Here is a 23,518-nt window from a genome sequence, read left to right as displayed (position 1 = left end):
CCGTCCGTCACATGAAGTTCCGGGTGTGCAGCGCGGACACCTCGGCCGCCTCGTCCGGGGGGAACCCGAGGTGGACCAGGCGGCGCTGCCTGCCCTCGTCCATCTCGTCCTGGAGCCGCACCACCGCGTCGTACCCGCGCGCCACGGCCTCGGGCGTCCACGCGCCGGCGGCCAGGACCACCAGGGAGTCGAAGACGTCTCGGTTCAGCCCCGCGGTGTCCACGAGCGCGTCGTGGCGGCGCTCGACGGCGGCGCGGAGCCGGGCGCGGAAGGCCGGGTCGAGAGTGGCCCGGCGGTGGAGGTGGGCGACCCCGAACGCCACGTGCCGGGCCTCGTCGCGCCGCGCCAGACCGGTGATCCGGCGGGTGACCGGGTCCGGGGCGTGCCTCTCCAGGAAGCCCAGGAGGTTCAGGAAGCTCCCCTCGCCGAGCACCGACAGCAGGAACGAGGCCAGGGAGAAGTCCGCCTCGGTGAGGAGCGTGCCCAGCGACTGCCGCCCCCCGGCGGAGGAGGTGCCCATCCCGCCGCCCTTGAGCAGGGCGCGGCGGGTGAAGACCTCCATGTGCCGCGCCTCGTCGGCGGCCTGGACGGCCAGCAGCTGGAGGACCTCCCGGAAGTGCGGGTGGATCCGGGCCAGCAGCCGGGCGGGCACGACCAGGGCGGCCTGCTCGTTCTCCACCAGATAGGTCATCACCTGGACGACGGCCCGCTCGATCTCCCCGGGCAGCTCGAAGGACGCCTCCCAGTCGACGGCCGAGGCCGGGTCCCACTGCTCCGCCGCGGCACGGGCGTAGAGGGAGGGCGCGACGTCCGCCCAGACGTGGTCCCGGTCCGCCAGGTCGAAGGGGCCCGCCGGGCCGCCGCTCTCGACCAGGGCGCCGCGCGCCGCCAGGCCCCAGGTGGGCGAGGGCCGCGCCAGGACCCTGCCCGGCCCGGCCTCCCCCGCCCGTTCCGCGTCCGACCAGCGGTCCAGGTCGGAGCGGCCCCGCACGACCCACTCCCGCACCCCGTGCTCCCCGGGCCCGGGCGGCCGGACCCGGTGGCCGTGCTCGCGGCACCACGCCCTCAGATGGACGGAGAGCGCCGGATCGTCCCCCGCCACCCCCAGTTCCTCCCCCGGCCGCAGCCCGCGCAGCGCGTGCTGCACCAGCAGGTGGGCGCCCCGCTCGAAGCCCAGCGGCCCGAGGCGGAGGACGGGCGGGTCCGCAGCGGTCACGGCTCGTAGTCCTCGGCGGTGATCCTCCCGGCGGAGTCGTAGAAGCCCGCCTCGTCCACCGCGGCCTCCAGCAGCGCGTAGCCGGTGGTGCGGCCCGGCCGCCACTCCGTCAGCCCCTCCAGGTCCAGCAGCGGACGCGCCTCGGGGTCGGCGGGGGACATCGACAGCAGCAGCCTCGCGAACTCCTCGACCAGTTCGCCCGGGGCGGTGTCGGTCACCGTCATGGTGCAGTGGTCGTAGGGCGCCGACTGCGCCAGCACCCGGGTGCTTCCCGGCGGAAGCGTCCCCTCCCGGCCGAACAGCAGGTGGCTGCCGTCCAGGACGCACGCCGCGTCCACTTCGCCCGCCAGCAGGGCGCGCACCGCCTCCCGCTCCCCGCCGACGTGGTCGCCGTGGAGCCCGGTGCCGATGTCGAACCGGCGCACCGCGACATCCTCTCCGGGTCGCAGGCCCGCCCGCCGCAGCAGGGAGAGCGGCAGAAGGGTGGCCTGCGGGGAGTCGACCGCGCCGACGGCCACCGTGCCGTCCTTCAGATCCAGCGGCGAGGTGTGGGGCGCGTCGCGCCGGACGAGGACGACGGAGGTGAGGTCGCAGTCGGTGTCCCGCATCACCAGCGCCCGGACCCGGCGTCCCGCGGCCCTCGCCATGCGGGAGGCCCGCACCCAGGCCAGCGGCGAGTTCCAGGCGGCGTGCAGCCGCCCCTCCAGCAGGTCCTCGACCTGGCGCTCGTAGGCGGAGTACAGGACGAAGTCGAAGGGGAGCCCGCGGTCGCGCAGCCAGGCGCGGAACCCCGTCCAGATGGTGACGGTCTTCGGGTCGTAGGCCACCGCGCCCATCAGCAGCGTCATGCCCGGACCTCCCCGGCGGGACGGGCCGGGCCGTCGAACAGCGGCAGGCCGAGAGCCACCCGGCCGGCGAAGTCGTGGAGCGCCTCGGTCGTCGGCGCCATCACCCGCGCCGCCATCGCGTCCCTGAAACGGCGCTCCACTCCGAACTCCCGCCGGAAGGCGGCCCCGCCGCACAGGCGCATCGCGCCGTCGGTCACCTCGCGGGCCGCCTCGGCGGCCACCGCCTTCACCTGCAGGACCCGTAGCGTGGCGTCCTCGCGGCCCGTCTCCAGCGCCTCCAGGGTGTCGGCCAGGAAGGCGCGCACCCCGTCCACCCGGATGCGCAGCTCGGCGTACAGCGCCCGCCGGCCCGGATCCTCGGCGAGCGACCGCCCCAGGTGCTCCAGCCGGGCGGTGACCAGGTGGGTCCCGGCCAGCTCCAGGGCGGCGTCCATCAGGCCCAGGGAGACCGCCGCGTTCAGCACTAGGAAGGCGGGCAGCGCCGTCGCCAGGGCCAGGTCCAGCCCGGCGCCGTCGGCTCCCAGCATCGCGTCGCGGGGAACCCGGACCCCCTCGGCCGAGACGGGACCGGAGGCGTTGCCCCGCAGCCCCAGCCCGTCGAATCCCCCGGCCGCGCGGAGACCCTCGGCCGTGCTCGGCACCAGCCACAGCGTCATGGCGCCCCCGGCCCGCAGGGGGAGGCTGGACCACACGTAGCTGTCGGCCTCACCGGCGGAGGTGACCCAGCTCTTCTCGGCGTCCAGGACGACGGACGCGCCGTCCCGGTCGTCGTGCCGGGCGGTGCCGACCGGGGCCCAGAAGTGACTGCGGGAGCCCTTCTCGGAGAACGCCAGGGTGGTCAGGTGCTCGCCCCGGGCGATCGCCCGGCGCACCTCGCCGGGGCCGTGGGCCTCGATCAGGGTGGTGGCCGCGTAGTGCATCATCGCGACCGTGGCCGTCGAACCGCAGCTCGCGGCCAGCCGCTCCACCACGTGGGCCGCCGCGGACAGGCCCTGGCCGCGTCCGCCGACCTCGGCGGCGCTGATCAGTCCGAGCAGGCCGGCCCGGGCCAGCGCGTCGACGCCGGCCCGGGGGAAGCGCCCCAGTCGGTCGACGTCGGCCGCCAGGGGCGAGACGGCGCCCTCGACGACGGAGCGCACCGCCTCGGTGTGGTCGGCCGGGAACTCCTGTGCGGAACCGCGGGGCCGGGAGGCCTCCGCCATGGCGGGGCCGTCGTCGAGAACCTGGGATGTCACGCCTGTCCACCTCGCACGGTAACGATCCGGTAACCGAGCGTAGCGGCGCGGAGTGGGCCGGGCAACCATCCTCCGCCCGGCCCGCCGTGTCCCCCGCGCCCCGGCGTCCGGCCGTCCGCCGGGGCGGGGTCAGAGCCCGCCGCTCACCCGCAGCACCGCGCCCGTGGTGTACGACGCCTCCGGCGACAGCAGCCAGGCGACCGCGGCGGCCACCTCCCCGGGCTCCCCGGGGCGCCCCATCGGGATGACCTCGGCCTTGCGCCACGGTCGCTGCGGATCGCCCATCGCGGCGTGCATGTCGGTGAGGATCGCCCCCGGCTGGACGGAGTTCACCCGCACCCCCTCCGGTCCGAGCTCCTTGGCCAGCCCGACCGTCATGGCGTCCAGCGCGGCCTTGGACGCGGCGTAGTGGACGTACTCGCCCGGGCTGCCCAGCGTGGCCGCGCACGAGGAGACCGTGACGATCGCGCCGCCGGACCCGCCGTGGCGCGTGGACATCTCCAGCGCCGCCCGCCGCGCGCACAGCAGCGTCCCCATGACGTTGACGTCCACCACCCGGCGCATCACCTCGGTGGGAGTCTCGGTGAAACGGCCCAGCGGCCCGGTGATCCCGGCGTTGAGGACGGCCCCCGTGACCGGCCCCAGCCGCGCCGCCGTCTCCTCGAAGAGGGCGTCGACCTCGCTCTCCACGCTGGTGTCCAGCCGGACGGCGATCGCCCCGCGCCCCTCGGCCCGCACCGCCTCCACCGCGGCGCGGGCGGCCTCCTCCGACCGCTCGTAGCCGACGGCCACGTCGTGTCCGGCCCGCGCCAGCCGGACGGCGACCGCCGCCCCGATGCCGCGGCTGCCGCCGGTGACGACGGTGACCTGCCGTGCCGCATCCCGCTGGGCCATGCCCACCCTCCTCCGCTTGCCGGCCGGTCCCGGTCCGGCCCGTTCCGGGCAGCACGCTAGCGGGCCGATTGGTCTTGACCAAGAGGGTTAAGGATCCTTAAGGTTCGGTATACGCAACAACCTTTAAAAAACAAGCGTGTAAACCGACGGGACACGGCGACTGCGGAGGCAAGGGTGGGGACCACGCGACCGGAAACGGTGCCGGAGCCGAAGTACTGGCACCTCAGGACCGTGCTGTCGAACGCGCTCGACTCGGAGTTCGAGGTGGGGGAGATCCTCCCCAACGAACGTGAGCTGGCCGCACGTTTCGGCGTCGCCCGCGCCACGCTCCGCCAGGCCCTGGAGCAGCTGGAACTGGAAGGCCGCCTCCAGCGCCGCCGCGGGGTCGGCACCACCGTCGCCCCGCCGCGCGTCGGCATCGAGGTGGAGCCCGCCCGGCACGGCTGGCCCGGAGCCCCGGGAGACGCCTGGCAGACCGAGGGCTGCGAGGAGAGCGCGCCCCCCGCCGCGGTGGCCGGGATGCTGGGCGCGGACGCCGACCGTACGGTGTTCACCGTCCACCGCGTGCGGGTGGTCCACGGCCAGCCGGTCGCCACCGAGCTGCTGTACGTCCCGGCCGCCTCCGTGCCCGGGATGTCCGCCATAGAGACCGACGCGGGCGCCGCCCGCGGCCGGGCCGTCCTCCGCGAGCTGAACCGCCTCGAACCCGGTGGTCAGGACCGGTCCGTGGAGCTGGGCTCCGCCCGGGCCGAGGACGCCAAACGGCTCGACCGCCTGCCCGGCGCGCCCGTCCTCGTCGTCACCACCCGCTACTTCGCCGCGGGCGGCACCGCGGCGGTCGCGGTCTCCACCTACCGCGCCGACACCTGCCGGCTGACCTTCGGCGACACCGGCGGGGTCGCCCTGATGGCGAGCTGACGGACCGGCGGCGCGGGGCGTCCCCAAAGCTCCGGAAACGCCCCGCGGACGTCAGCGGGCGTCGGCGTCCTCGACGGTGAACAGCTCCTCCTCGACACGGTCGAGCGCCAGCCGCAGCGCACCGGTGGCGATGGCGTCCGCACCGAGCCGGGAGAGCTCGACCAGCGGCGGCCGCAGACAGTAGCGCTCCAACTCGCGGCGGAGCGGGGCCAGCACCCCGTCCAGTCCGGCGGCCCAGCCGCCGACGACCACCAGTTCGGGGTCGAGGGCCAGCACCAGCGCCGCCACGTCGTGCACCAGCCGCCGGAGGAAACGGTCCACGGCCTGCCGCGCCCGCTCGTCCCCACCGCGGGCGAGGGCGAAGACCTCCGCCACAGCCGCCTCGTCCAGCGGATGCAGCGGCTCCCCGGTCGTCGACAGCAGGTGCTCCGGGGCGGCCTCACGGCCCAGCAGATGCAGCGCGCCGATCTCCCCGGCGGCTCCCCCGAACCCCCGGTGCAGCCGCCCGCCGATCAGCGAGCCGGCGCCCGGACTCAGCCCCGCCAGGACGAACACCACGTCGTCGGAGCCGACGGCCGCGCCCTTCCAGTGCTCGGCCAGCACCGCGGCGTTCGCGTCGTTCTCCACCAGCACCGGGCAGCGGAACGAGTGACGCAACCGCTCGCCCAGCGGCAGCCCGGTCCAGCCCGGCAGCGCGGTGCACAGCCGCACCGTGCCGTCGGCCTCCACGATGCCGGGACTGCCCACGCCCACCGCGCGCAAAGTGCCGTGCGAAACCCCGCAGAGGCGCAGCAGTTCGGCGACCGTGCTCCGCGTCCGCTCCAGCCGCTCCTCGGCCGGAGCGGACGCGGACACCTCCCGCTCGGCCGTGCCCAGTCGGCGCCCGGACAGGTCGGCGAGCACGGCCGCCACCCGGTGCGGGCCGATCTCGACGCCCAGCGAATGGCCGGCCTCGGCCCGGAAGCGGTAGCGGCGTGCGGGACGGCCCTGCCTCCGGACGTCACCGGGACCGCCCGTGGCCTCGGCCGCCAACCCGGCCGCCACCAGCTGCTCCACCACGCCCTCGACCGTCGGACGGGACAGCTCCGTAGCCTGGACCAGGTCGGACAGCGTCGGTGTGCCGTCGGCGGCGCGCAGCGCCCGCAGGACGACGGTGGAGTTGATCCTGCGCAGCAGGGAAGGGTCCCTGCCGGTGAGCCGTCCCAACGTCCGCCTCCCGGTAGTGCACATCCGTGGGCGGATGGTATCCGGCGAGCGGCAGCGCGGCGAGCGCCGGGGGAGCCGTCACAGGGCGTCCGTTGAGTCAGCCCGGTGTGACGAACCCCGACTCGTACGCGGTGATCACCGCCTGAGTCCGGTCGCGTGCACCCAGTTTCGCCAGTACCGAGCTGACATGCGACTTCACCGTTTCGGCGCCCGGCACCGGACGGCCGCGCCGAGTCTGCCGGAGCCGCTGGTCTTCCTCATATCCCCGGTGGTGGGCGAGTCGGCCCGCTTCCCGCCGGACCGGGCCGGGCAGCAGGTGCTGCACCCGGTGCCCGAGGGGCCGCTGGGAGCGTGGAGCGGAATGGCGGTCATGGGCCTGTGGACGGTGGCGGCCCTCTGCGGGGGACTGGCCGTCCTGCGCCACCGCGACGCCTGACAGGCAGGCCGGCGGGCTCTTCCTCAGGACGAGTCGCCGAACGCGGCGGTCCGCAGTCGGCCGAACTCCTCGGCCATCGTCTCCAGGGTCCAGTGGGCGTTGAGCCCGCTGGGGTTGGGCAGCACCCAGACCCGGGTGTCGCCGATCGCCGCCTCCTGCGGGCCGATCCGGGCCTTCCGGTCGCCGAAGGCCGCCCGGTAGGCGGTCACCCCGACCACCGCCAGCCAGGCCGGACGCAGTCGCACCACCTTTTCGATCAGCACCCGCCCGCCCTCGCGGTACTCCTCGGCGGTCAGCTCGTCGGCGCGGGCGGTGGGACGGGGGGAGATGTTGGTGATGCCCAGGCCGTACTCCAGCAGCTCGTGCTGTTCGGAGGGCTTCAGCCGCCGCGGGGTGAACCCGGAGGCGTGCAGGACCGGCCAGAAGCGGTTGCCGGGGTGGGCGAAGTGGTGCCCCAGACGGGCGGTCGTCAGGCCGGGGTTGATCCCGCAGAACAGCACGTGCAGTCCCTCGGCCACCACGTCCGGGACGGTACGGGCGCGCAGCGCCTCCATCTCCTCCCCGGACATGCTCCTCCTGGGACCGCTCGCCCCGGACCGGTTCGTCCCGGACATCGCGTTCTCGGTCATGGCCCTCCCGGCGGTCGTTGCGCGGGGGTTCTCCTTCCCGGGAGGGCCCTCGTCAGTCGGGGCGGACGGTCAGAGGATCGCGCCCGGGGTGTAGGCGGCGGCCTCCGGATGCCGCTTGGCGATCTCCTCGATCCGGGCCACCACCGAGGCGACCTGGTCGCCGGCCGCGCCGGTGAAGGACATCCGGTCGGCCAACAATCCGTCCAGTTGTCCCCGGTCCAGCGGGATGCGCTCGTCGGCGGCCAGCCGGTCCAGCAGTTCGTTGCGCTCGGCGCCCTCGCGCAGGGCCAGCGCCGAGGCGACCGCGTGCTCCTTGATGGCCTCGTGGGCCGTTTCCCGGCCCACCCCGGCCCGCACCGCGCCCATCAGCACCTTGGTGGTGGCCAGGAACGGCAGATAGCGGTCCAGCTCGCGGGCCACGACGGCGGGGAACGCGCCGAACTCGTCCAGCACCGTCAGGAAGGTCTCCAGCAGGCCGTCGAGGGCGAAGAACGCGTCGGGCAGGGCGACACGCCGCACCACCGAACAGGAGACGTCGCCTTCGTTCCACTGGTCGCCCGTCAGCTCCCCGACCATCGAGGCGTAGCCGCGCAGGATGACGGCGAAACCGTTGACGCGCTCACAGGAGCGGGTGTTCATCTTGTGCGGCATCGCCGAGGAACCCACCTGCCCCGGCTTGAACCCCTCGGTCACCAGCTCGTGACCGGCCATCAGCCGGATCGTCTTCGCCAGGGAGGAGGGCGCCGCGGCCAGCTGCACCAGCGTGGTCACCACCTCGTAGTCCAGCGAGCGCGGGTAGACCTGGCCGACGGAGGTGAGGGTGTGCCCGAAACCGAGGTGCCCGGCGATCCGCCGCTCCAGGTCGGCCAGCTTCCCGGCGTCGCCGCCCAGCAGGTCCAGCATGTCCTGGGAGGTGCCCACCGGGCCCTTGACACCGCGCAGCGGGTAACGCCCCAGCAGCTCCTCCAGCCGGGCGTACGCCACCAGCAGCTCGTCGGCGGCGGTCGCGAAGCGCTTGCCCAGCGTGGTGGCCTGCGCCGCGACGTTGTGGGAGCGTCCGGCCATCACCAGCCCGGAGTGCTCGGCGGCCAGTCGGCCCAGCCGGGCCAGGGCGGCGACGGAGCGGTCGCGCACCAGCTCCAGCGACAGCCGGATCTGGAGCTGCTCGACGTTCTCGGTCAGGTCGCGGGAGGTCATGCCCTTGTGCACGTGCTCGTGTCCGGCGAGGGCGTTGAACTCCTCGATCCGCGCCTTCACGTCGTGGCGGGTGACCTTCTCGCGCTCGGCGATCGAGGCGAGGTCGACGTTCTCCAGCACCCGCTCGTAGTCGGCCAGGGCCTCGTCCGGCACGTCCACGCCCAGGTCCTTCTGGGCCCGCAGCACGGCCAGCCACAACCGCCTCTCCAGCACCACCTTGTGCTCGGGGGACCACAGGCGGGCCAGTTCCGCGGAGGCGTAGCGGTTGGCCAGGACGTTGGGGATGCGCGGCTTGTCGGTCACATCCGGGGATTCTACGGGTGTCCCGGCGGGCGGACCGTGCCAGGTCCGCCCGCCGGGATCCGGTGCCGGCCCCGGCTCACAGGCCGGACGTCAGGTCCGGAGCCGGGTACCGCTCCCGGTCCACGGCCGGGTCCAGCGGAGCCAGGTCGGGCCGCTTGGGCGGGAGCCCGTCGCCGGAGGAGCGTCCGGTCAGCCGCCGCCCGATCCAGGGCAGCAGGTGCCGCCGGGTGAAACGCAGGTCCTCGATGCGGCGCTCGTACCAGCGGGGGAGGACGGCGGGCGGCAGGGCCGCCCGCCAGTCCGACTCGGCCGGGTGGCCGAGTCGCTGCCAGACGGCCTCGGCGACCCGCCGGTGGCCCTCGGCGGTCAGGTGCAGCCGGTCGTCCGCCCACAGCCGCGGATCGCTCAGCGCGTCGCCGCTGTACAGGTCGACCACCAGCGCCCCGTGCTCCTCGGCGAGGGCGTCGATGAAGGAGAACAGGTGCTCCATCCGCCCCCGGTACCGCTCCAGGACCGGTCCGCGCCGGCCAGGGCTGCGCATCAGCACCAGCCGCCCGCAGTTCGGGGCGAGCTTGGCGACGGACTGCTCCAGCAGCCCGCACACCCGGCCCATGTCGCACTTCGGGCGCAGGACGTCGTTGAGGCCGCCGACCAGCGTCACCAGATCCGCTCCCAGGGCGGCGGCGACGTCCACCTGCTCCTCGGCGATCTGCCCGATCAGCTTGCCGCGGACCGCCAGGTTGGCGTACCGGAAGCCGTCGGTGCGCGCGGCGAGGCGGGTGGCCAGGAGGTCGGCCCAGCCCCGGTAGCTGCCGTCCGGCAGCAGGTCGGACATGCCCTCGGTGAAGGAGTCCCCCAGGGCGACGAAGCTGGTGATGACGGGCGGGGTGGAGGAGGCGGGTGTACTGTCCATGGCGCGGGTCATCGTAACCGACCGCTCGGTACGCCCACTTGCGCGCCCCGGCCCTCCACCCGTACGGCCCACCGGCCCGCGCCGGCGGCTCGGGCTAACGGCCCACCAGCTCGCGCAGCACGTCCTCCATGGTGACCAGCCCGGCCGTCCTGCCGTCGGCGCCGATCACCGCCGCGAGGTGGGTGCCGCTCTTGCGCATGGCGCCCAGCACGTCGTCCAGCGGGGTCGTCGCCCGCACCCGTGCGACCGGCCGCAGGGCGGGGACGGGGAACGGCACGTCGCGCGGCGAGGCGTCGAGCGCGTCCTTGACGTGGAGGTAGCCCAGGGCCCGGCCGCCGCTGTCGAGCACCGGGAAGCGGGAGAAACCGCTGCGCGCGGAGAGCTCCTCCAGGCCCTCGGGAGTGATCCCGAACCGGGCCGAGACGACGCGCTCCGAGGGGCGCACGACCTCGGCCACCGGGCGGCGGCCCAGTTCCAGTGCGTCGCGCAGCCGCTCCGTGGAGCGTTCGTCCAGCAGCCCGGCCTCGCTGGAGTCCGCCACGAGGCGGGCCAGCTCGTCGTCGGAGTACGTCGAGGACACCTCGTCCTTGGGTTCCACCCTCAGCAGTTTCAGCAGGACGTTGGCGAGGGCGTTGATGCCGAAGATCACCGGCCGCAGGGTCCTGGTGGCGGCGACCAGCGGTGGCCCGAGCAGCAGCGCGGTGCGCTCGGGAGCCGCCAGCGCGATGTTCTTCGGCACCATCTCGCCGAACAGCATGTGCAGGTACGTCGCCGCCGCCAGCGCGATCACGAAGGCGATCGGGTGGCTCAGGCCCTCGGGAACGCCCGCGAGGTGGAAGAGCGGCTCCAGCAGGTGCGCGATCGCGGGCTCGGCCACCACGCCCAGCACCAGCGTGGACAGCGTGATGCCCAGCTGCGCGGCGGCCATCAGCGCCGACACGTGCTCCAGGCCCCACACCACGCTGCGCGCCCGTTTCTCGCCCCGTTCGGCGAGCGGCTCGATCTGGCTGCGGCGCACGGAGATCATCGCGAACTCGGCGCCCACGAAGAAGGCGTTGGCGACCAGCGTCAGCAGGCCGATCACCAGCTGGACGACGGTCATCGGCGTGCCTCCCCGTCGGTGGCGGCACCGCCGTCTGCGCCGTCGGCGCCCACGATCTCCGGCCCGTGGTGGCGTCCGCCGGTGTAGTGGTGATCGGCGCCGTACGTGTCCTGCTCCGTCGCCGGGGGCGCGGTCATGCGCACCCCGGCGGCCCGCCTGCCGGTCGCGTCCACGACTTCCAGGCGCCAGCCGGCCACCGTGAGGGTGTCGCCCACCGAGGGGATCCGGCCCAGTTCGGTGGCGATCAGTCCGGCCAGGGTCTCGTACGGGCCCTCCGGCGCGCGCATGCCGATGGCCTCCAGCTGGTCGACGCGGGCGGCGCCGTCGGCGTCGTAGAGCGTGCGGCCCTCCTCGTCCTCGCCGGCCGGGACCAGGTCGGGTGTCTGGAGCGGGTCGTGCTCGTCGCGCACCTCGCCCACGACCTCCTCGATGATGTCCTCCAGGGTGACGACACCGGCGGTCCCGCCGTACTCGTCGATCACCACCGCGATGCTGTTCTTCCCCGACAGCCGGTCCAGCAGCCGGTCGACGGTCAGCGACTCAGGCACGAGCACCGGCTCGCGCAGCAGCTCGGCGACCGGGTAGTGGGGGCGGCGGCCGGCGGGGACGGCGATCACGTCCTTGACGTGGGCGACGCCGATCACGGTGTCGAGGTTGCCGCGGTAGACGGGGAAGCGGGACAGGCCGGTCGCCCGGGAGAGGTTGACCACGTCCTCGGCGGTGGTGTGCTCCTCCAGGGCGGTCACCTGCACCCGGGGCGTCATCACGCTCTGCGCCGTCAGCTCGGAGAGCTGGATGGTGCGGACGAACAGCTCCGCGGTGTCCGCCTCCAGCGCGCCCTCCTTCGCCGAGTGGCGGGCGAGCGCCACCAGCTCCTGCGGGGAGCGGGCCGAGGCCAGTTCCTCGGTGGGTTCCAGGCCGAGCCGGTGCAGCACGCGGTTGGCGGTGTTGTTCAGGTGGGTGATCAGCGGCCGGAAGGCGGCACTGAAGACACGCTGGGCGACGGCGACTCTGCGGGCGACCGGCAGCGGCCGGGAGATCGCCCAGTTCTTCGGCACCAGCTCGCCGACGACCATCAGCATCACGGTGGACACCGCGGTGCCCAGTACCAGCGCCGTCGAGGACGCCGCCGATGCGGGCAGGCCGACCGCGCGCAGCGGGCCGGCGAGCAGCCGGGCGATCGAGGGTTCGGCGAGCATGCCGATGATCAGGCCGGTCACGGTGATGCCGAGCTGAGCGCCGGAGAGCTGGAAGGTGAGCGACCGCACCGCCTTCAGGGCGCTGTCGGCACCCGGCTCGCCGCGCTCGGCGGCCCGTTCCAGTTCACTGCGCTCCACGGTGGTCAGCGAGAACTCCGCCGCGACGAACACCGAGCAGGCGAGGGTCAGCAGCAGGGCCAGGAGCAGGAGGAGGACTTCGGTCATCGGGACACCTCCATCCCATGGTCGGGCAGGACGGGCAGGCGCGCCCGGCGGGAGCCGGAACCGCCGCCGGAGGGCTCGTCCGCCGGGGAACGCCCGCACGCCCCTCCTCCGGGTCCTCCGTGCGGCCGGGGGCTTCCCTCCGCGCGGCCGGGGAGCCGACCGCCGTGGCCGGACGGCCGCGCCTCCCCGCCTCCGGCGGCCGTCCGGCTCAGCCCAGTGGCTTCACCCAGCGGCTCCACTGCGGCTGCGGCGCGTAGCCCGCGGCGCGCCACGCCCGGTGGGCCACCTCGTTGTCGTCGAGCACCATGGCGTCGCCGCGCCGCCCGCCCAGCGCGGTGAACCGCTCCTCGGCCGCCCTCAGCAGGGCCGAGGCCACGCCGCGGCGGCGGTGCTCCGGATGGACCGCGAGCCGGTACAGGTGGCAGCGCCAGCCGTCGAAGCCGGCGATCACCGAGCCCACCAGCCGCCCGTCGTGTTCGGCCAGCAGCAGGGCCTCCGGATCCCGTTCGACCAGCCGTGCCACGCCTTCGCGGTCGTCGCTGACGCTCGTCCCCGTGGCGGCCTCCTTCCAGAAGGCCAGGACGGTGTCGGCGTCCGCCGCGGTCGCGGCGCGGATGAGGATCCCGGAGGGGGTCGGAAAGTCGTTCATACGGGCATCCCAGCAGCGGCCGGGCGCCGGGCGCGGAGAGTTTCACCATGCGGTCATCAGCCGTTCCGCAGTTCCTCGATCACCGGGCCGAAGGCCTCCATGGAGGGTTCGAGCACGCAGAAGTAGGTGAAGCCGTACCGGTCGCGGTGGGCGCGCACCTGCTCCGCGATCTCCTTGACGGTGCCGGTGAGCAGGGCCGGGTGCGCCAGCAGCTCGTCCTCCGTCCAGTCCGGGGCGTAGGGAGCCAGCTCGCGGGCCACGGCGCGCCGGTCCCGGGTGACCCTCACCTGCTGGACCAGGTAGTTCAGCTCCGCCGCCTCCCGCCGCCCGGCGGCGAGGCGGCGGTAGGAGGCCACCCGCTCCTCCAGCTCGGCCGGGGTGATCAACTGGAGGACGCCTTCCGGTTCGCCGGGGGCCGGACGCGCTCCGGTGAAGGCGGCGATGTCGGCGTGGCGGGCGGCCAGCCCCAGTACCCGGTCGCCGTTCCCGCCGATCAGCAGGGGCGGCCGGGGGCGCTGCTCGGGTGCCGGGACGTGCTCGGGGTCGGGCAGCAGCCGCTCCAGTTCGGCGACCGTGCGCTCCAGGTGGTCCACCCGCTCGCCGGGGGAGCCCCAGGGCAGTCCGGCCCGGTCGTGCTCGGAGCGCACGTACCCGGTGCCCAGGCCCAGCTCCAGCCGTCCGCCGGTGAGCCGGTCGCAGGTGGCGACCTCCCGGGCCAGGAGGGCGGGGTTCCAGAACCCCGCGTTGAGGACGAAGGTGCCCACCCGGGGGCGCTCGGTCGCCTCGGCCGCGGCGACCAGCGCCGGGAACGGCGCGGGCGCGCCCAGGTGGTCGGGCACGAGCAGCACGTCGTACCCCAGCGCCTCGGCGCGGCGGCACTTCGCGCGCCACGCGTCGCCGGACTCGGGGGTGATCAGGTTGACACCGAAACGGAACGGTCTCGCCATGGCGCCTCCTCGGTCGTCGGCTTCCGGTAACGGTCGGCTTCCGGCGGCGGTCAGTACTGCCGGACGGGGTCGAACCGTTTCATGCGTTCCAGGACGGCCCCCGCGGCGGGTTCGGGCATCTCGTCGACGATCCGCCCGTCGGCGAGGAAGAGGACCAGGTCGGCATGGGCGGCGGCGCGGGGGTCGTGGGTCACCATCACCACCGTCTGCCCCAGCTCGTCCACGGCACGGCGCAGGAAGTCCAGCAGGTCCAGGCCGGAGCGCGAGTCGAGGTTGCCGGTCGGCTCGTCGGCGAAGACCAGCTTCGGGCGCGAGACCAGCGCGCGGGCGCACGCCACCCGCTGCTGCTGGCCGCCGGAGAGCTGGGTGGGGCGGTGGTCCAGCCGGTCCCGCAGCCGGAGCGTGTCGATCACCGTGTCCAGCCATCCGGGGTCCGGCCTGCGGCCGCCGATGTCCATGGGCAGGGTGATGTTCTCCCGCGCGGTCAGGGTGGGCAGCAGGTTGAAGGACTGGAAGACGAAGCCGATCTCGTCCCGCCGCAGCCGTGTCAGCTCGGTGTCGCCGAGCCCGGTGATCTCCGTGTCGTCCACCCACACCTGCCCGCCGGTGGCCGTGTCCAGCCCGGCCAGGCAGTGCATCAGCGTCGACTTGCCCGACCCGGAGGGGCCCATGACCGCGGTGAACCGGCCGGCGGCGATGTCGACGTCCACCGAGTCCAGCGCCACCACGGCCGCCTCGCCGCCGCCGTACGTCTTGGTCAGCGCGCGGGCGCGGGCGGCCACCCGCCCGTCCCCCCGCGCCGCGCGCGTCTTCTCCGTCTCCGTGGACACCGCACCTCCCGGTCTGGACGGACGGCTCCCCGGCGGGAGCCGTCACCAGTGCCGTACCCGGCACGCGGCGGCGCATCCACCGGACGGCCCGGGACGTCCCGCCGCGCGGCGGGACGGAACGCTTGCCGACGCTAGCGTTCCGGCGCTAGCGTGGTGGTGTGGCCAAGACCCAGTTGAACGTCCGCGTGGACGAGACGACCGCGGAGGCCGCCCGCAGGCGGGCACTCCAGCGGGGCATCAGTGTGAACCGCTACATCGAGGAACTCGTCCGCCGGGACGCGGGCGAGGTGGGGCATGCGTTCGTCGACGCGGCGGCCGACTTCATGAAGCAGTACGAAGCCGTCTTCGCCGAGGAGTTCGGCCGGGAACGCGAGGGCCGCAGACCTTCGTGACCGTCCGCATCGACCTCGCCTGGCTGCTCATGATCGCCGAGGAGAAGACCCCCGGCGACCCGCGCGTGACCGACTACGGCGCACTGATCGCCGCGGTCGCCCGCCACGAGGCGGCCGTCTTCGACCGGCCCGTCTACCCCGACCCCCACGACCGGGCCGCCGCGCTGCTCCAGCTCCTGCTGCACGTCCCCGCCCTGGAGCGGTCCAACGCCCTGTTCGCCTCCGCCGTCGCCTACGCCTACCTGGTGGCCAGCGGGCTGAAGGTCGCCGTCCTGCCCGAGCAGGTCCGCGACCTGGCCCGGCTGGTCAAGGACGGCACGGCGGACGTGCGCGCCGTCGCCGACGAGCTGCGCGGCTGGACGCTGTGACACCCGCCGCCGGCCGCCGCCGGTGAACCACCGGAACGGAGGTGTCGTTCCCCGGCCCGGCCGTGTCCCGGACGCCCCCGTCCCCGCCCGGGCCGGTGCGGGGGCGACCCGGCGGCTGCGCGAGGACGCCGCCCGGGCCGTCCGCACCGGCGGGGAGGCGGGGAGTGCGGCGAGGCCGGTCCGGAGCCGTGGCCCGCCCCCGTCCGCCTCATCGCCGTGGCGGAAGGGCTCGTGATGCGGGTCCGCCGCGGCTGCACCGAAGCGAGCGGGAACGAGCGGGATGTCCGAGGCGGAGCCCGTGGAGCCGGCCGCCGCCGAACCCGCCCCCGCCGGTGAGCGGCGCCGGTGCGCCGGGCGGATCCGCGCGTGCGCGGCCCGCCCGTCCGGGACGGTCCTCACGGCCGCCGCGCCCTGCCCAGCACATGTGCCGAGACCGGGGTCGGCGCACCGCGCTCCGGCACCCGCAGCCGCCGGTGGGAGACCTCCGCGAAACCCGCCGCCCCGATCGCGGCCACCGTGTCCCGGCCGGTGTGGCAGCCGCCGAACAACCGGGGCCACACCGTGCGGTCCAGCGCCCGCTGGAGCAGGAACCCCGCGGCCCCCTCGGCCCGGACGTGCTCGTAGAAGCGCAGCCCACCGCCGGGCCGCAGGACCCGCCGCAGCTCCGCCAGGGCGCGCTCGGGGTCCCGTACGGAGCACAGCACCAGCGACACCACGGCCGCGTCGAACTCCCCGTCGTCCGCGGGCAGCTCCTCCGCCGTGCCGGGCACCACGGAGACGGGGACGGGGGCCTCCCGCGCGGCGTCCGCCGCCGCCCGCCGCAGCCGGGGCTCCGGCTCGACGGCCACCACCTCCCGGACGCCGGCCGGGTAGTGGGGGAAGTTCAGCCCGCTGCCCGCCCCGACCTCGACCACCCGGCCGGACAGGCCCGCCGTCAGCTCGGCGCGGTGCGCCCCGATGCCCGCGCGGACGTCCAGCGCCGGGGCGAAGCGGGCGTAGTACCGGGCGAAGAGCGGATGGCGCACGGTGTCGTTCCGGGGCTCGTGGGAGGGGAGCCCGGCGCCGCGATCCGTCGTCATGGGGTCCCTCCGTTCGGACGGGTCACCCCAAGTCTGCCGCCGCGGGCGGTTCCGCGCCCTCCCAGACGCCGCCGAACTCCGGGGCCAGCCACGTCCCGGCCCGCCGCCGGAACACCGCCGGGTCCAGGGAGCCCGCGCCCTGCGGCAGCAGCCCGGCCAGCGCCGCACCGGCCGCCACCGGGAGGTCGGCCAGGTTGCAGCGGGCCGCCAGGTCGGGCTGCCGCGGCCAGCTCCCGACCACCACCCCCGCGCACTCCAGGCCGCGGGAGCGCAGGGCCTCGGCCGTCAGCGCGGTGGCGTTCAGCGTGCCCAGCCCGGCCGCGGCGACCACCAGCACCGGGGCCTCCAGCAGCCGGGCGGCGTCGGCCAGCGTCGAACCCCGGTCGTCGAAGCGCACCAGCAGCCCGCCCGCGCCCTCGACCAGCACCAGATCGTGCTCCTTCGCCAGGAGCCGCGCGGCCTCCGCCGCCTCCTCGGGACGCACCGGGGGGAGGCCGGCGCGCCGGGCCGCGGTCTCCGGCGCCAGCGGCTCGGGGTAGCGGGCGAGCTCCACGGCGGTCACGTCCGCCCCGGCCAGCCGCCGCACCTCGGCCACGTCACCGGGCTCTCCCTCGGCGACCCCGGTCTGGGCGGGTTTGAGCACGGCCACCGAGCGGCCCGCCGCCACGGCGGTGGCGGCCAGCGCCGCCGTGGCCACCGTCTTGCCGACCTCCGTACCCGTACCGGTGACGACCAGCACCGACATCCTCGCGCCTCTCCTCGATCCCCTGGCCGAGCCCCTTCGAGCTCTTCGGCCCCTTCGTTCCGGCGTGCGCTCAGCCCGCACGCGCCGCCGCGCACACCGCGGCCGCGATGCGCGCCACGTCCTCGTCGCCGGTGACGTACGGCGGCATCGTGTACACCAGGTCGCGGAACGGCCGCAGCCACACGCCCGCGCGGACGGCCGCCTCGGTCGCCGCCGCCATGTCCACCTCGTGGTCGAGCTGGACGACGCCGATCGCCCCCAGCACCCGCACGTCCCGCACCCCGGGCAGCCCCGCCGCCCCGGCGAGCCCTTCGCGCAGCCCCGTCTCGATCCGCTTCACCTCGCCCGCCCAGTCCTGCCCGAGCAGCAGGTCCAGCGAGGCGCCCGCCACCGCGGCGGCCAGCGGGTTGCCCATGAAGGTCGGGCCGTGGGCCAGCACCGGCACCTCGCCCCGCGAGATGCCCTCCGCGACCCGCGGCGTGCACAGCGTCGCCGCCATCGTCAGGTAGCCGCCGGTCAGGGCCTTGCCGACGCACATCACATCCGGGGTGACCTCCGCGTGGCAGGACGCGAACAGCGCGCCCGTCCGCCCGAAGCCGGTGGCGATCTCGTCCAGCACCAGCAGCACGCCGTGCTCGTCGCACGCCTCGCGCAGCACCCGCAGGTAGGCGGGGGAGTGGAAACGCATCCCGCCCGCGCCCTGCACCACGGGCTCCACGATCACCGCGGCCAGCTCGTCGGCGTGGGCGGCGACCAGCTCCCGCAGGTGCGCCGCGTACGCCGGATCCGGCTCGGCGTCGAAGCCGTCCGGCGGGGCGTCCGCGAAGACCTGCCGAGGCAGCACGCCCGACCACAGGTGGTGCATGCCGCCGTCCGGGTCGCACACCGACATCGGCTGCCAGGTGTCCCCGTGGTAGCCGCCGCGCCAGGTCAGCAGCCGCCGTTTGCCGGGTCTGCCGAGCGAACGCCAGTACTGCAGGCACATCTTTACGGCGACCTCGACCGACACCGAACCGGAGTCGGCGAGGAAGACGTGCTCCAGCCCCTCCGGCGCGATGTCCACCAGCCGCCCGGCCAGCCGCACGGCCGGCTCGTGGGTGAGCCCGCCGAACATCACATGGCTCATCCGCTCCAGCTGGGCGCGCACCGCGTCGTTGAGCACCGGGTGGTTGTAGCCGTGGATCGCCGCCCACCACGACGACATCCCGTCGACCAGCTCGTCGCGGCCCCACGCGGGCCGCGCCAGCCGCAGCCGGACACCGGAGGCGGAGGAGACCACCAGCGGCTCGGAGCGGCCCGGCATCGGGCCGTAGGGGTGCCAGACGTGGCGGCGGTCGAGGTCGAGCAGCTCCTCGGGGGAGGGCCCCGGGCCCGCCCCGGGGCCCGGGGGGAGGGGCGCGTCAGGCATTGGGCGGCAGTTCCGTTCCCGCGCCCCGCCGCCGCACGGCCACCAGGTCCGTGCGGGCCCGGTCGGCCGCCGGGACGCTCCCGCAGGCACCGCCGGCTCCCTCACCGTCCGTGCCGCTCGTACCGCCGCACGGCCCGCAGCCGCCGGCCGCGGCGTCCGCCCGGTGAGCGGGCAGGGTCCGCTCGCCGGCCCCTTCCACCTCGAAGCCCGCGTCGGCGATCATCTCCAGGTCGGCCCTGCCGGCCTGGCCCTCGCTGGTGAGGTAGTCGCCCAGGAAGATGGAGTTGGCCAGGTGGAGGGCCAGCGGCTGCATCGACCGCAGGTGCACCTCGCGCCCGCCGGCCAGCCGGACCTCCACGTCGGGGCAGACGAAGCGGACCATCGCCAGGATGCGCAGGCAGCGCTGCGGGGTGAGGTTCCACTCCTTGGCCAGCGGCGTCCCCTCGAAGGGGATGAGGAAGTTCACCGGCACCGAGTCCGGGTCCAGCTCGCGCAGCGAGAAGACCACGTCCACCAGGTCCTCGTCCGACTCGCCCATGCCCGCGATCAGCCCCGAGCAGGCCGACAGGCCCGCCGCCTGCGCCTGCTGGACCGTCTCCACGCGGTCGGCGTAGGTGTGGGTGGTGGTGATGTCGCCGTACGTCGCCTCGGAGGTGTTGAGGTTGTGGTTGTAGGCGTCCGCGCCCGCCGCGCGCAGCCGCTCCGCCTGGCCCTCGGAGAGCAGGCCGAGGCAGGCGCACACCTCGACGTCCCCGTTCTCCTCCTTGATGGCGGCGATGGTCTTCGAGACCCGCTCCACGTCCCGGTCGGTGGGACCGCGGCCGCTCGCCACCAGGCAGACCCGCTTGGCGCCCCCGGCCACGCCCGCGCCGGCCGCGGCGGCGGCCTCCTCCGGCTTCAGCCAGGTGTACTTGAGGATGTCCGCCTTCGAGCCGAGCCGCTGCGAGCAGTACGAGCAGTCCTCGGGGCACAGCCCCGACTTCAGGTTCACCAGGTAGTTCAGCTTCACACGCCGGCCGAACCAGTGGCGCCGCACCTTTCCGGCCGCGGCCACCACGTCCAGGAGTTCGTCGTCGGAGGTGGCCAGCACGGCCAGCGCCTCGTCGCGTGTGGGCGCCTCGCGCCGCAGCCCCTTGTCCACCAGCGTGTTCAGCAGGTCCATGGCGCAGATCCTGTCCTACGCCGCCGCCCCCGGCCAAGAGCGCATCCCACAACCACCCGCCCGGAAGATGTGTGGATCGCCACACCCTGTGCGGGAGCGTCCACGGATAGTTTTGGGCGGACCCGACGGAAGGCGAGGGACGGCCCATGCCCCAGGACCCCCAGAACTCCTCCCCGGCCCCCGGGGACCCGTTCGGCTGGCTGGAGGAGGAGCGCGAACGGCGCCGCCGCGCGGGCCTGGTGCGCTCCCTGCGCCCCCGCCCCGCCGACTCCCCGCTGCTCGACCTGGCCGGCAACGACTACCTGGGACTGGCCCGGCATCCCGAGGTCACCGCCGCCGCGGCGGACGCCGCCCGCCGCTGGGGCGCGGGCGCCACCGGCTCCCGGCTGGTCACCGGCAGCACCGAACTGCACGCCGAACTGGAGGCGGAACTCGCCGGTTTCTGCGGCTTCGAGGCCGCGCTGGTGTTCTCCTCCGGCTACGCCGCCAACCTCGCGGCCGTCACCGCCCTCACCGGCCGTGGCACCCTGGTGGTCTCCGACGCCGCCAACCACGCCTCCCTGATCGACGGGTGCCGCCTGTCCCGCGCCGGGACCGCCGTCGTCCCGCACGCCGACCCCGACGCCGTCCGCAAGGCGCTGGAGGGCTTCCACGGCCGCGCCCTGGCCGTCACCGACGCCGTCTTCTCCGTCGACGGCGACGCCGCGCCGCTGCCCGAACTGGCCGCGGTGTGCCGCGCGCACGGCGCCGCGCTGCTGGTGGACGACGCGCACGGCCTCGGCGTCCTCGGCGAGGGGGGCCGGGGCGCCCTCCACGCCGCGGGCCTGGCCGGGGACCCGGACGTGGTGGCCACCGTCACTCTCTCCAAGTCCCTGGGGAGCCAGGGCGGCGCCGTGCTGGGGCCGGCCCGGGTGATCGACCACCTGGTCAACGCCGCCCGCACCTTCGTCTTCGACACCGGTCTGGCCCCGGCCGCCACCGGCGCCGCCCTCGCGGCGCTGAGACTGCTGCGCCGCGAACCCGGACGGGCCTCCCGCGTCCGCGAAGCCGCGAGGGGGCTGTACGAGCGGCTGACGGCCGCCGGTCTGGACGCCGCCCGCCCGGACGCGGCCGTGGTGTCCGTACGCGCCCCCTCCCCGGAATCGGCCCTGGACTGGGCCGCCGACTGCCGGGACGCCGGGCTGGCCGTGGGCTGCTTCCGGCCGCCCTCGGTGCCCGACGGCGTCTCCCGGCTGAGGCTGACGGCGCGCGCCGACCTGACGGACGCCGAACTCGGCACCGCCGTCGCCACCGTCGTCCGCACGGCGCCGGCGGCCTGACCGGGGCGGGTGGGGCGACACCGTGCGCCCCACGGGAGGTTCACCGCTTCGGACCGCGGAAACCGGCGCGGAGCGACCGGCAGCCGTCCTCGCCGAGCACCCGTCGCCGTCGTGCCCGCGCGGCCGACCGGTACCGCCGGCACCGCTGTGGTTCCCCGCCGTGGCCCCGCCGGCGGACCGGCTCGGCGGCCTGCTGCGCCGTCCCCGCGCCGCTCGCGCGCTCGGCGGCCTCACCGGTCCCCTGCCGACGGCCCCGGGGGCCGCCCCGCCGGGCGAGTCCCCGTTCTGAACCGCCGGATCCCCAGGGGCAGCAGGGCCCACACCGCCGTGCAGAAGGCGAGTACGCACGCCGCCACCGCGATCCCCGCGGCCCGGCCCAGCACCACGTCCACCACCAGCAGCACCGATCCGGTCAGCGCGAGGGCGAGCACCACCAGCCCGGCGGCGGCCAGCCGCGAGGACACCTCGACCAGCAGCCGTTTCACCCCGCGCCGGAACAGCGCCCGGTGCAGCGCGGCCGGGGCCGTGAACAGGACGGCCGCGACGACGGCCAGGAGCAGCGTCGTCACGTAGGTGCCGCGCTGCACCCCGTCCAGCTCGTGGAAGCGCTGGGTGAAGGCGAGCGTGAGGAGGAAGGCGAAGAGGATCTGGACGCCGGTCTGGACGACCCGCAGTTCCTGGAGCAGCTCGACGAAGTTGCGGTCGTCGCGCTCCAGGGACGTCTCGCGGCGGTAGCTCATGCCGTCGCGGGTAGCCCTCCCGCCACGACCCCACGCGCACGGGGCCGGCGCGCGGCGGATCCGCGCACCGGCACGGCCCCGCTCAGCCCGGCCGGCTGTCCGGCCCGGGCGGCGGAGAGACCAGGGAGGCGCGCCGTGGACCGTCCAGCACGCGCAGCGCCCGCGCCAGGGTGGCCGCGTGGATCTCGGCCTCGCCGCGGTCGTGCATCACGGTCAGCGCGTCCCGCAGCGCGACCGCCCGGCCGACCAGCGCCTGGGCGGCGCGCAGGGCGCCGTAGGTGTCGCGGCCCCGGGCCGGGTTGATCCTGCCCAGGAGGTCGACCACCTCCAGGTAGCGGTCGACCAGGTCGGCCTCGGCCCGGGTCAGGGCGGGCAGGGGCGGCAGTTCGGGAGGCAGCACGGCCCTCGACTCCTCTCGTCCGGGACGTCGGGCGGTCGTCCGGCGGTCACCCGGCCGCGCGCATGGCGGGGGGCGTCTTGCGCGTGGCCGTCAGCCGGTCCGCGAGCCCGTAGTCCACCGCGCCCTCGGCGTCGAGGAACAGGTCCCGCTCGACGTCCTGCCGGACCCGCTCCACGGGCCGGCCCGTGTGGAGGGCGAGCATCTCCTCCAGCTTCTCCCGGGTGCGCAGCATCTCCCGGGCGTGGACCTCCAGGTCCCCGGCCTGCCCCTGGACCGGTTCGGCGAGGGAGGGCTGGTGGATCAGCACCCGCGAGCCGGGCAGGACCAGGCGCTTTCCGGGGGTGCCCGCCGCGAGCAGGACGGCCGCGGCGGAGGCGGCCTGGCCCAGGCAGACGGTCTCGATGTCGCAGGAGACGAACCGCATCGTGTCGTAGATCGCGGTCATCGCGGTGAAGGAGCCGCCGGGGGAGTTGATGTAGAGCGAGATGTCCCGCTCGGGCGCGGCGTGCTCCAGGTGTATGAGCTGCGCCATGACGTCGTTGGCGGAGGCGTCGTCGATCGGGGTGCCCAGGATGACGATGCGCTCCTCCAGCAGCTTGGAGTACGGATCCACGGTCCGGAATCCGTAGGCGGTGCGCTCGGTGAACTCGGGCAGGACGTGACGGGCGGTCGGACGGTCCATGAGCGGGTCCCTTCGTCGGTCCGGTGGGCAGGCCGGACGAGTCCGCGTACAAAATGTACAGGACGTACATATGTTTATGCTGGAGCATGGCCTACGAAATTCCGGTGACGCAAGCCCGCGCTGAGCTCGCCGACCTGATCAACCGAGTGGTGTACGGCGGCGAGCGGGTGGTGGTGACACGTCACGGGAAGCCGCTGGTGGCCCTGGTCACCGCCGCTGACCTGGAACGACTGGAGAAGCAGGAAGCGCCTGCGCAGGACGAGGTGATCAGCACGGTCTCGGCCGTGCGGGAGGTGCCGTCCGCTGCGGGCGAACGGAGCCGCTTCGGCATCGCGGCCCACCACCCCGGACCGCCCGCCGGGGACCGGCGCCCCGGCCACCGGGGCGTGTAGGGCCGGGAACACGGGAAGGCCGGGAACACGGAAGGGCCGCGGCCACCGGGACGGTGACGCGCGGCCTGTTCGCGGTCCGGCGGC

General features: G+C 75.1%; 26 protein-coding genes and 1 pseudogene. 6 read left to right on the top strand and 21 right to left on the bottom strand.

The annotated features are described in order from the left end of the window. Window positions 1-7 precede the first annotated feature (7 nt). From ABD358_RS08535 to ABD358_RS08520, 4 genes are all read right to left on the bottom strand, one after another. Window positions 8-1,216: a ferritin-like domain-containing protein gene (locus ABD358_RS08535; RefSeq protein WP_344630258.1), complete on the bottom strand. Its 1,209-nt coding sequence runs from the start codon at window positions 1,214-1,216 to the stop codon at window positions 8-10. Beyond that, window positions 1,213-2,064, bottom strand: coding sequence for a phosphate/phosphite/phosphonate ABC transporter substrate-binding protein (locus tag ABD358_RS08530; protein ID WP_344630257.1), 852 nt, complete (start codon window positions 2,062-2,064; stop codon window positions 1,213-1,215). Before ABD358_RS08530 ends, ABD358_RS08535 begins: the two co-directional genes overlap by 4 nt. Then, entirely contained in the window at window positions 2,061-3,299 is a 1,239-nt protein-coding gene (locus ABD358_RS08525) for an acyl-CoA dehydrogenase family protein (protein WP_344630256.1), read from the bottom strand. Before ABD358_RS08525 ends, ABD358_RS08530 begins: the two co-directional genes overlap by 4 nt. A gap of 129 nt (window positions 3,300-3,428) precedes the next feature. Then, a complete protein-coding gene (locus tag ABD358_RS08520; RefSeq protein ID WP_344630255.1) occupies window positions 3,429-4,193 on the bottom strand; it encodes an SDR family oxidoreductase in 765 nt (254 codons plus the stop codon). Window positions 4,194-4,367: 174 nt separating this feature from the next. Between ABD358_RS08520 and ABD358_RS08515 the strand changes: the two genes are divergently transcribed. Next, window positions 4,368-5,111: a GntR family transcriptional regulator gene (locus tag ABD358_RS08515; protein ID WP_344630254.1), complete on the top strand. Its 744-nt coding sequence runs from the start codon at window positions 4,368-4,370 to the stop codon at window positions 5,109-5,111. Between the two features lie 51 nt (window positions 5,112-5,162). Here ABD358_RS08515 and ABD358_RS08510 read toward each other — a convergent pair whose 3' ends face one another. Together ABD358_RS08510 and ABD358_RS08505 are read right to left on the bottom strand one after the other, a co-directional pair. Further along, window positions 5,163-6,317, bottom strand: a complete 1,155-nt coding sequence (locus ABD358_RS08510; RefSeq protein WP_344630253.1) for an ROK family protein — start codon at window positions 6,315-6,317, stop codon at window positions 5,163-5,165. A 97-nt stretch (window positions 6,318-6,414) separates the two neighbouring features. After that, window positions 6,415-6,534, bottom strand: a pseudogene (locus ABD358_RS08505) (LuxR C-terminal-related transcriptional regulator); the annotation flags it as partial. On the opposite strand from ABD358_RS08505, the gene ABD358_RS08500 reads away from it, so the two are divergent. Then, window positions 6,505-6,753 (top strand): hypothetical protein, encoded by a 249-nt coding sequence (locus ABD358_RS08500; protein WP_344630252.1) that lies wholly within the window; start codon window positions 6,505-6,507, stop codon window positions 6,751-6,753. The pseudogene ABD358_RS08505 and the gene ABD358_RS08500 sit on opposite strands and share 30 nt — an antisense overlap. Window positions 6,754-6,776: 23 nt before the next feature. Here the strand turns inward: ABD358_RS08500 and mug are convergent, their stop codons facing one another. The 8 genes from mug to ABD358_RS08460 all read right to left on the bottom strand — a co-directional run bounded on the left by mug (window position 6,777) and on the right by ABD358_RS08460 (window position 14,747). After that, window positions 6,777-7,322, bottom strand: coding sequence for a G/U mismatch-specific DNA glycosylase (mug, locus tag ABD358_RS08495; RefSeq protein WP_344630360.1), 546 nt, complete (start codon window positions 7,320-7,322; stop codon window positions 6,777-6,779). A 129-nt stretch (window positions 7,323-7,451) separates the two neighbouring features. Beyond that, window positions 7,452-8,882 (bottom strand): adenylosuccinate lyase, encoded by a 1,431-nt coding sequence (gene purB, locus ABD358_RS08490; RefSeq protein WP_344630251.1) that lies wholly within the window; start codon window positions 8,880-8,882, stop codon window positions 7,452-7,454. Window positions 8,883-8,958: 76 nt separating this feature from the next. Continuing rightward, window positions 8,959-9,795 carry an SGNH/GDSL hydrolase family protein gene (locus tag ABD358_RS08485; protein WP_344630250.1) on the bottom strand — a complete coding sequence of 279 codons (837 nt, stop codon included), beginning with the start codon at window positions 9,793-9,795 and terminating at the stop codon, window positions 8,959-8,961. A 94-nt stretch (window positions 9,796-9,889) separates the two neighbouring features. Beyond that, window positions 9,890-10,897, bottom strand: coding sequence for a hemolysin family protein (locus ABD358_RS08480; protein ID WP_344630249.1), 1,008 nt, complete (start codon window positions 10,895-10,897; stop codon window positions 9,890-9,892). Continuing rightward, complete coding sequence (locus tag ABD358_RS08475) at window positions 10,894-12,321, bottom strand: hemolysin family protein (protein ID WP_344630248.1); 1,428 nt, start codon at window positions 12,319-12,321, stop codon at window positions 10,894-10,896. Before ABD358_RS08475 ends, ABD358_RS08480 begins: the two co-directional genes overlap by 4 nt. Before the next feature lie 208 nt (window positions 12,322-12,529). Further along, window positions 12,530-12,970: a GNAT family N-acetyltransferase gene (locus ABD358_RS08470; protein WP_344630247.1), complete on the bottom strand. Its 441-nt coding sequence runs from the start codon at window positions 12,968-12,970 to the stop codon at window positions 12,530-12,532. Between the two features lie 56 nt (window positions 12,971-13,026). Then, window positions 13,027-13,917, bottom strand: coding sequence for an LLM class F420-dependent oxidoreductase (locus tag ABD358_RS08465; protein WP_344630246.1), 891 nt, complete (start codon window positions 13,915-13,917; stop codon window positions 13,027-13,029). 50 nt (window positions 13,918-13,967) lie between these two features. Further along, window positions 13,968-14,747: an ABC transporter ATP-binding protein gene (locus ABD358_RS08460; RefSeq protein WP_344630245.1), complete on the bottom strand. Its 780-nt coding sequence runs from the start codon at window positions 14,745-14,747 to the stop codon at window positions 13,968-13,970. A gap of 158 nt (window positions 14,748-14,905) precedes the next feature. Here ABD358_RS08460 and ABD358_RS08455 point away from each other — a divergent pair, with 158 nt between their 5' ends. Both ABD358_RS08455 and ABD358_RS08450 read left to right on the top strand, forming a co-directional pair. Then, window positions 14,906-15,139, top strand: a complete 234-nt coding sequence (locus ABD358_RS08455) for an antitoxin (RefSeq protein ID WP_344630244.1) — start codon at window positions 14,906-14,908, stop codon at window positions 15,137-15,139. After that, window positions 15,136-15,507: a fic family toxin-antitoxin system, toxin component gene (locus ABD358_RS08450; protein WP_344630243.1), complete on the top strand. Its 372-nt coding sequence runs from the start codon at window positions 15,136-15,138 to the stop codon at window positions 15,505-15,507. Before ABD358_RS08455 ends, ABD358_RS08450 begins: the two co-directional genes overlap by 4 nt. A gap of 395 nt (window positions 15,508-15,902) precedes the next feature. On the opposite strand, the gene ABD358_RS08445 is transcribed toward ABD358_RS08450, so the two are convergent. The 4 genes from ABD358_RS08445 to bioB all read right to left on the bottom strand — a co-directional run bounded on the left by ABD358_RS08445 (window position 15,903) and on the right by bioB (window position 19,901). Further along, window positions 15,903-16,586 carry a class I SAM-dependent methyltransferase gene (locus tag ABD358_RS08445; RefSeq protein ID WP_344630242.1) on the bottom strand — a complete coding sequence of 228 codons (684 nt, stop codon included), beginning with the start codon at window positions 16,584-16,586 and terminating at the stop codon, window positions 15,903-15,905. A 22-nt stretch (window positions 16,587-16,608) separates the two neighbouring features. Next, window positions 16,609-17,331, bottom strand: coding sequence for a dethiobiotin synthase (gene bioD, locus ABD358_RS08440; RefSeq protein ID WP_344630241.1), 723 nt, complete (start codon window positions 17,329-17,331; stop codon window positions 16,609-16,611). A gap of 70 nt (window positions 17,332-17,401) precedes the next feature. Further along, window positions 17,402-18,739: an adenosylmethionine--8-amino-7-oxononanoate transaminase gene (locus ABD358_RS08435; protein WP_344630240.1), complete on the bottom strand. Its 1,338-nt coding sequence runs from the start codon at window positions 18,737-18,739 to the stop codon at window positions 17,402-17,404. Continuing rightward, on the bottom strand, window positions 18,732-19,901 hold the full coding sequence (gene bioB, locus ABD358_RS08430) for a biotin synthase BioB (protein WP_344630239.1): 1,170 nt from the start codon (window positions 19,899-19,901) through the stop codon (window positions 18,732-18,734). The genes ABD358_RS08435 and bioB overlap by 8 nt, the downstream gene beginning before the upstream one ends. 146 nt (window positions 19,902-20,047) lie before the next feature. On the opposite strand from bioB, the gene ABD358_RS08425 reads away from it, so the two are divergent. Continuing rightward, window positions 20,048-21,220: an 8-amino-7-oxononanoate synthase gene (locus tag ABD358_RS08425; protein ID WP_344630238.1), complete on the top strand. Its 1,173-nt coding sequence runs from the start codon at window positions 20,048-20,050 to the stop codon at window positions 21,218-21,220. Window positions 21,221-21,450: 230 nt separating this feature from the next. Here ABD358_RS08425 and ABD358_RS08420 read toward each other — a convergent pair whose 3' ends face one another. The 3 genes from ABD358_RS08420 to ABD358_RS08410 all read right to left on the bottom strand — a co-directional run bounded on the left by ABD358_RS08420 (window position 21,451) and on the right by ABD358_RS08410 (window position 23,042). After that, complete coding sequence (locus ABD358_RS08420; RefSeq protein WP_344630237.1) at window positions 21,451-21,960, bottom strand: DUF6328 family protein; 510 nt, start codon at window positions 21,958-21,960, stop codon at window positions 21,451-21,453. A gap of 82 nt (window positions 21,961-22,042) precedes the next feature. Continuing rightward, window positions 22,043-22,360 carry a hypothetical protein gene (locus ABD358_RS08415; RefSeq protein ID WP_344630236.1) on the bottom strand — a complete coding sequence of 106 codons (318 nt, stop codon included), beginning with the start codon at window positions 22,358-22,360 and terminating at the stop codon, window positions 22,043-22,045. 46 nt (window positions 22,361-22,406) lie between these two features. Beyond that, entirely contained in the window at window positions 22,407-23,042 is a 636-nt protein-coding gene (locus ABD358_RS08410; protein ID WP_344630235.1) for an ATP-dependent Clp protease proteolytic subunit, read from the bottom strand. Window positions 23,043-23,128: 86 nt separating this feature from the next. On the opposite strand from ABD358_RS08410, the gene ABD358_RS08405 reads away from it, so the two are divergent. Next, the gene (locus ABD358_RS08405; protein WP_344630234.1) at window positions 23,129-23,434 is read left to right on the top strand and encodes a type II toxin-antitoxin system Phd/YefM family antitoxin; all 306 of its coding nucleotides are present in this window, start codon (window positions 23,129-23,131) and stop codon (window positions 23,432-23,434) included. The last annotated feature ends 84 nt before the right edge of the window (window positions 23,435-23,518 follow it).

The organism is Streptomyces glaucosporus (assembly GCF_039533345.1).
Classification (GTDB): Bacteria; Actinomycetota; Actinomycetes; order Streptomycetales; family Streptomycetaceae; genus Streptomyces; species Streptomyces glaucosporus.
This window is presented reverse-complemented; position numbering and strand designations above follow the sequence as displayed.

Excerpts from the sequence above, each read along its gene's own strand:
- ABD358_RS08530 (WP_344630257.1), bottom strand. The coding sequence starts at position 2,064 with ATGACGCTGCTGATGGGCGCGGTGGCCTACGACCCGAAGACCGTCACC.
- ABD358_RS08520 (WP_344630255.1), bottom strand. The coding sequence starts at position 4,193 with ATGGCCCAGCGGGATGCGGCACGGCAGGTCACCGTCGTCACCGGCGGC.
- ABD358_RS08500 (WP_344630252.1), top strand. The coding sequence starts at position 6,505 with ATGCGACTTCACCGTTTCGGCGCCCGGCACCGGACGGCCGCGCCGAGT.
- mug (WP_344630360.1), bottom strand. The coding sequence starts at position 7,322 with ATGTCCGGGGAGGAGATGGAGGCGCTGCGCGCCCGTACCGTCCCGGAC.
- ABD358_RS08485 (WP_344630250.1), bottom strand. The coding sequence starts at position 9,795 with ATGGACAGTACACCCGCCTCCTCCACCCCGCCCGTCATCACCAGCTTC.
- ABD358_RS08480 (WP_344630249.1), bottom strand. The coding sequence starts at position 10,897 with ATGACCGTCGTCCAGCTGGTGATCGGCCTGCTGACGCTGGTCGCCAAC.
- ABD358_RS08475 (WP_344630248.1), bottom strand. The coding sequence starts at position 12,321 with ATGACCGAAGTCCTCCTCCTGCTCCTGGCCCTGCTGCTGACCCTCGCC.
- ABD358_RS08470 (WP_344630247.1), bottom strand. The coding sequence starts at position 12,970 with ATGAACGACTTTCCGACCCCCTCCGGGATCCTCATCCGCGCCGCGACC.
- ABD358_RS08465 (WP_344630246.1), bottom strand. The coding sequence starts at position 13,917 with ATGGCGAGACCGTTCCGTTTCGGTGTCAACCTGATCACCCCCGAGTCC.
- ABD358_RS08445 (WP_344630242.1), bottom strand. The coding sequence starts at position 16,586 with ATGACGACGGATCGCGGCGCCGGGCTCCCCTCCCACGAGCCCCGGAAC.
- bioD (WP_344630241.1), bottom strand. The coding sequence starts at position 17,331 with ATGTCGGTGCTGGTCGTCACCGGTACGGGTACGGAGGTCGGCAAGACG.
- ABD358_RS08435 (WP_344630240.1), bottom strand. The coding sequence starts at position 18,739 with ATGCCTGACGCGCCCCTCCCCCCGGGCCCCGGGGCGGGCCCGGGGCCC.
- bioB (WP_344630239.1), bottom strand. The coding sequence starts at position 19,901 with ATGGACCTGCTGAACACGCTGGTGGACAAGGGGCTGCGGCGCGAGGCG.
- ABD358_RS08425 (WP_344630238.1), top strand. The coding sequence starts at position 20,048 with ATGCCCCAGGACCCCCAGAACTCCTCCCCGGCCCCCGGGGACCCGTTC.
- ABD358_RS08420 (WP_344630237.1), bottom strand. The coding sequence starts at position 21,960 with ATGAGCTACCGCCGCGAGACGTCCCTGGAGCGCGACGACCGCAACTTC.
- ABD358_RS08410 (WP_344630235.1), bottom strand. The coding sequence starts at position 23,042 with ATGGACCGTCCGACCGCCCGTCACGTCCTGCCCGAGTTCACCGAGCGC.
- ABD358_RS08405 (WP_344630234.1), top strand. The coding sequence starts at position 23,129 with ATGGCCTACGAAATTCCGGTGACGCAAGCCCGCGCTGAGCTCGCCGAC.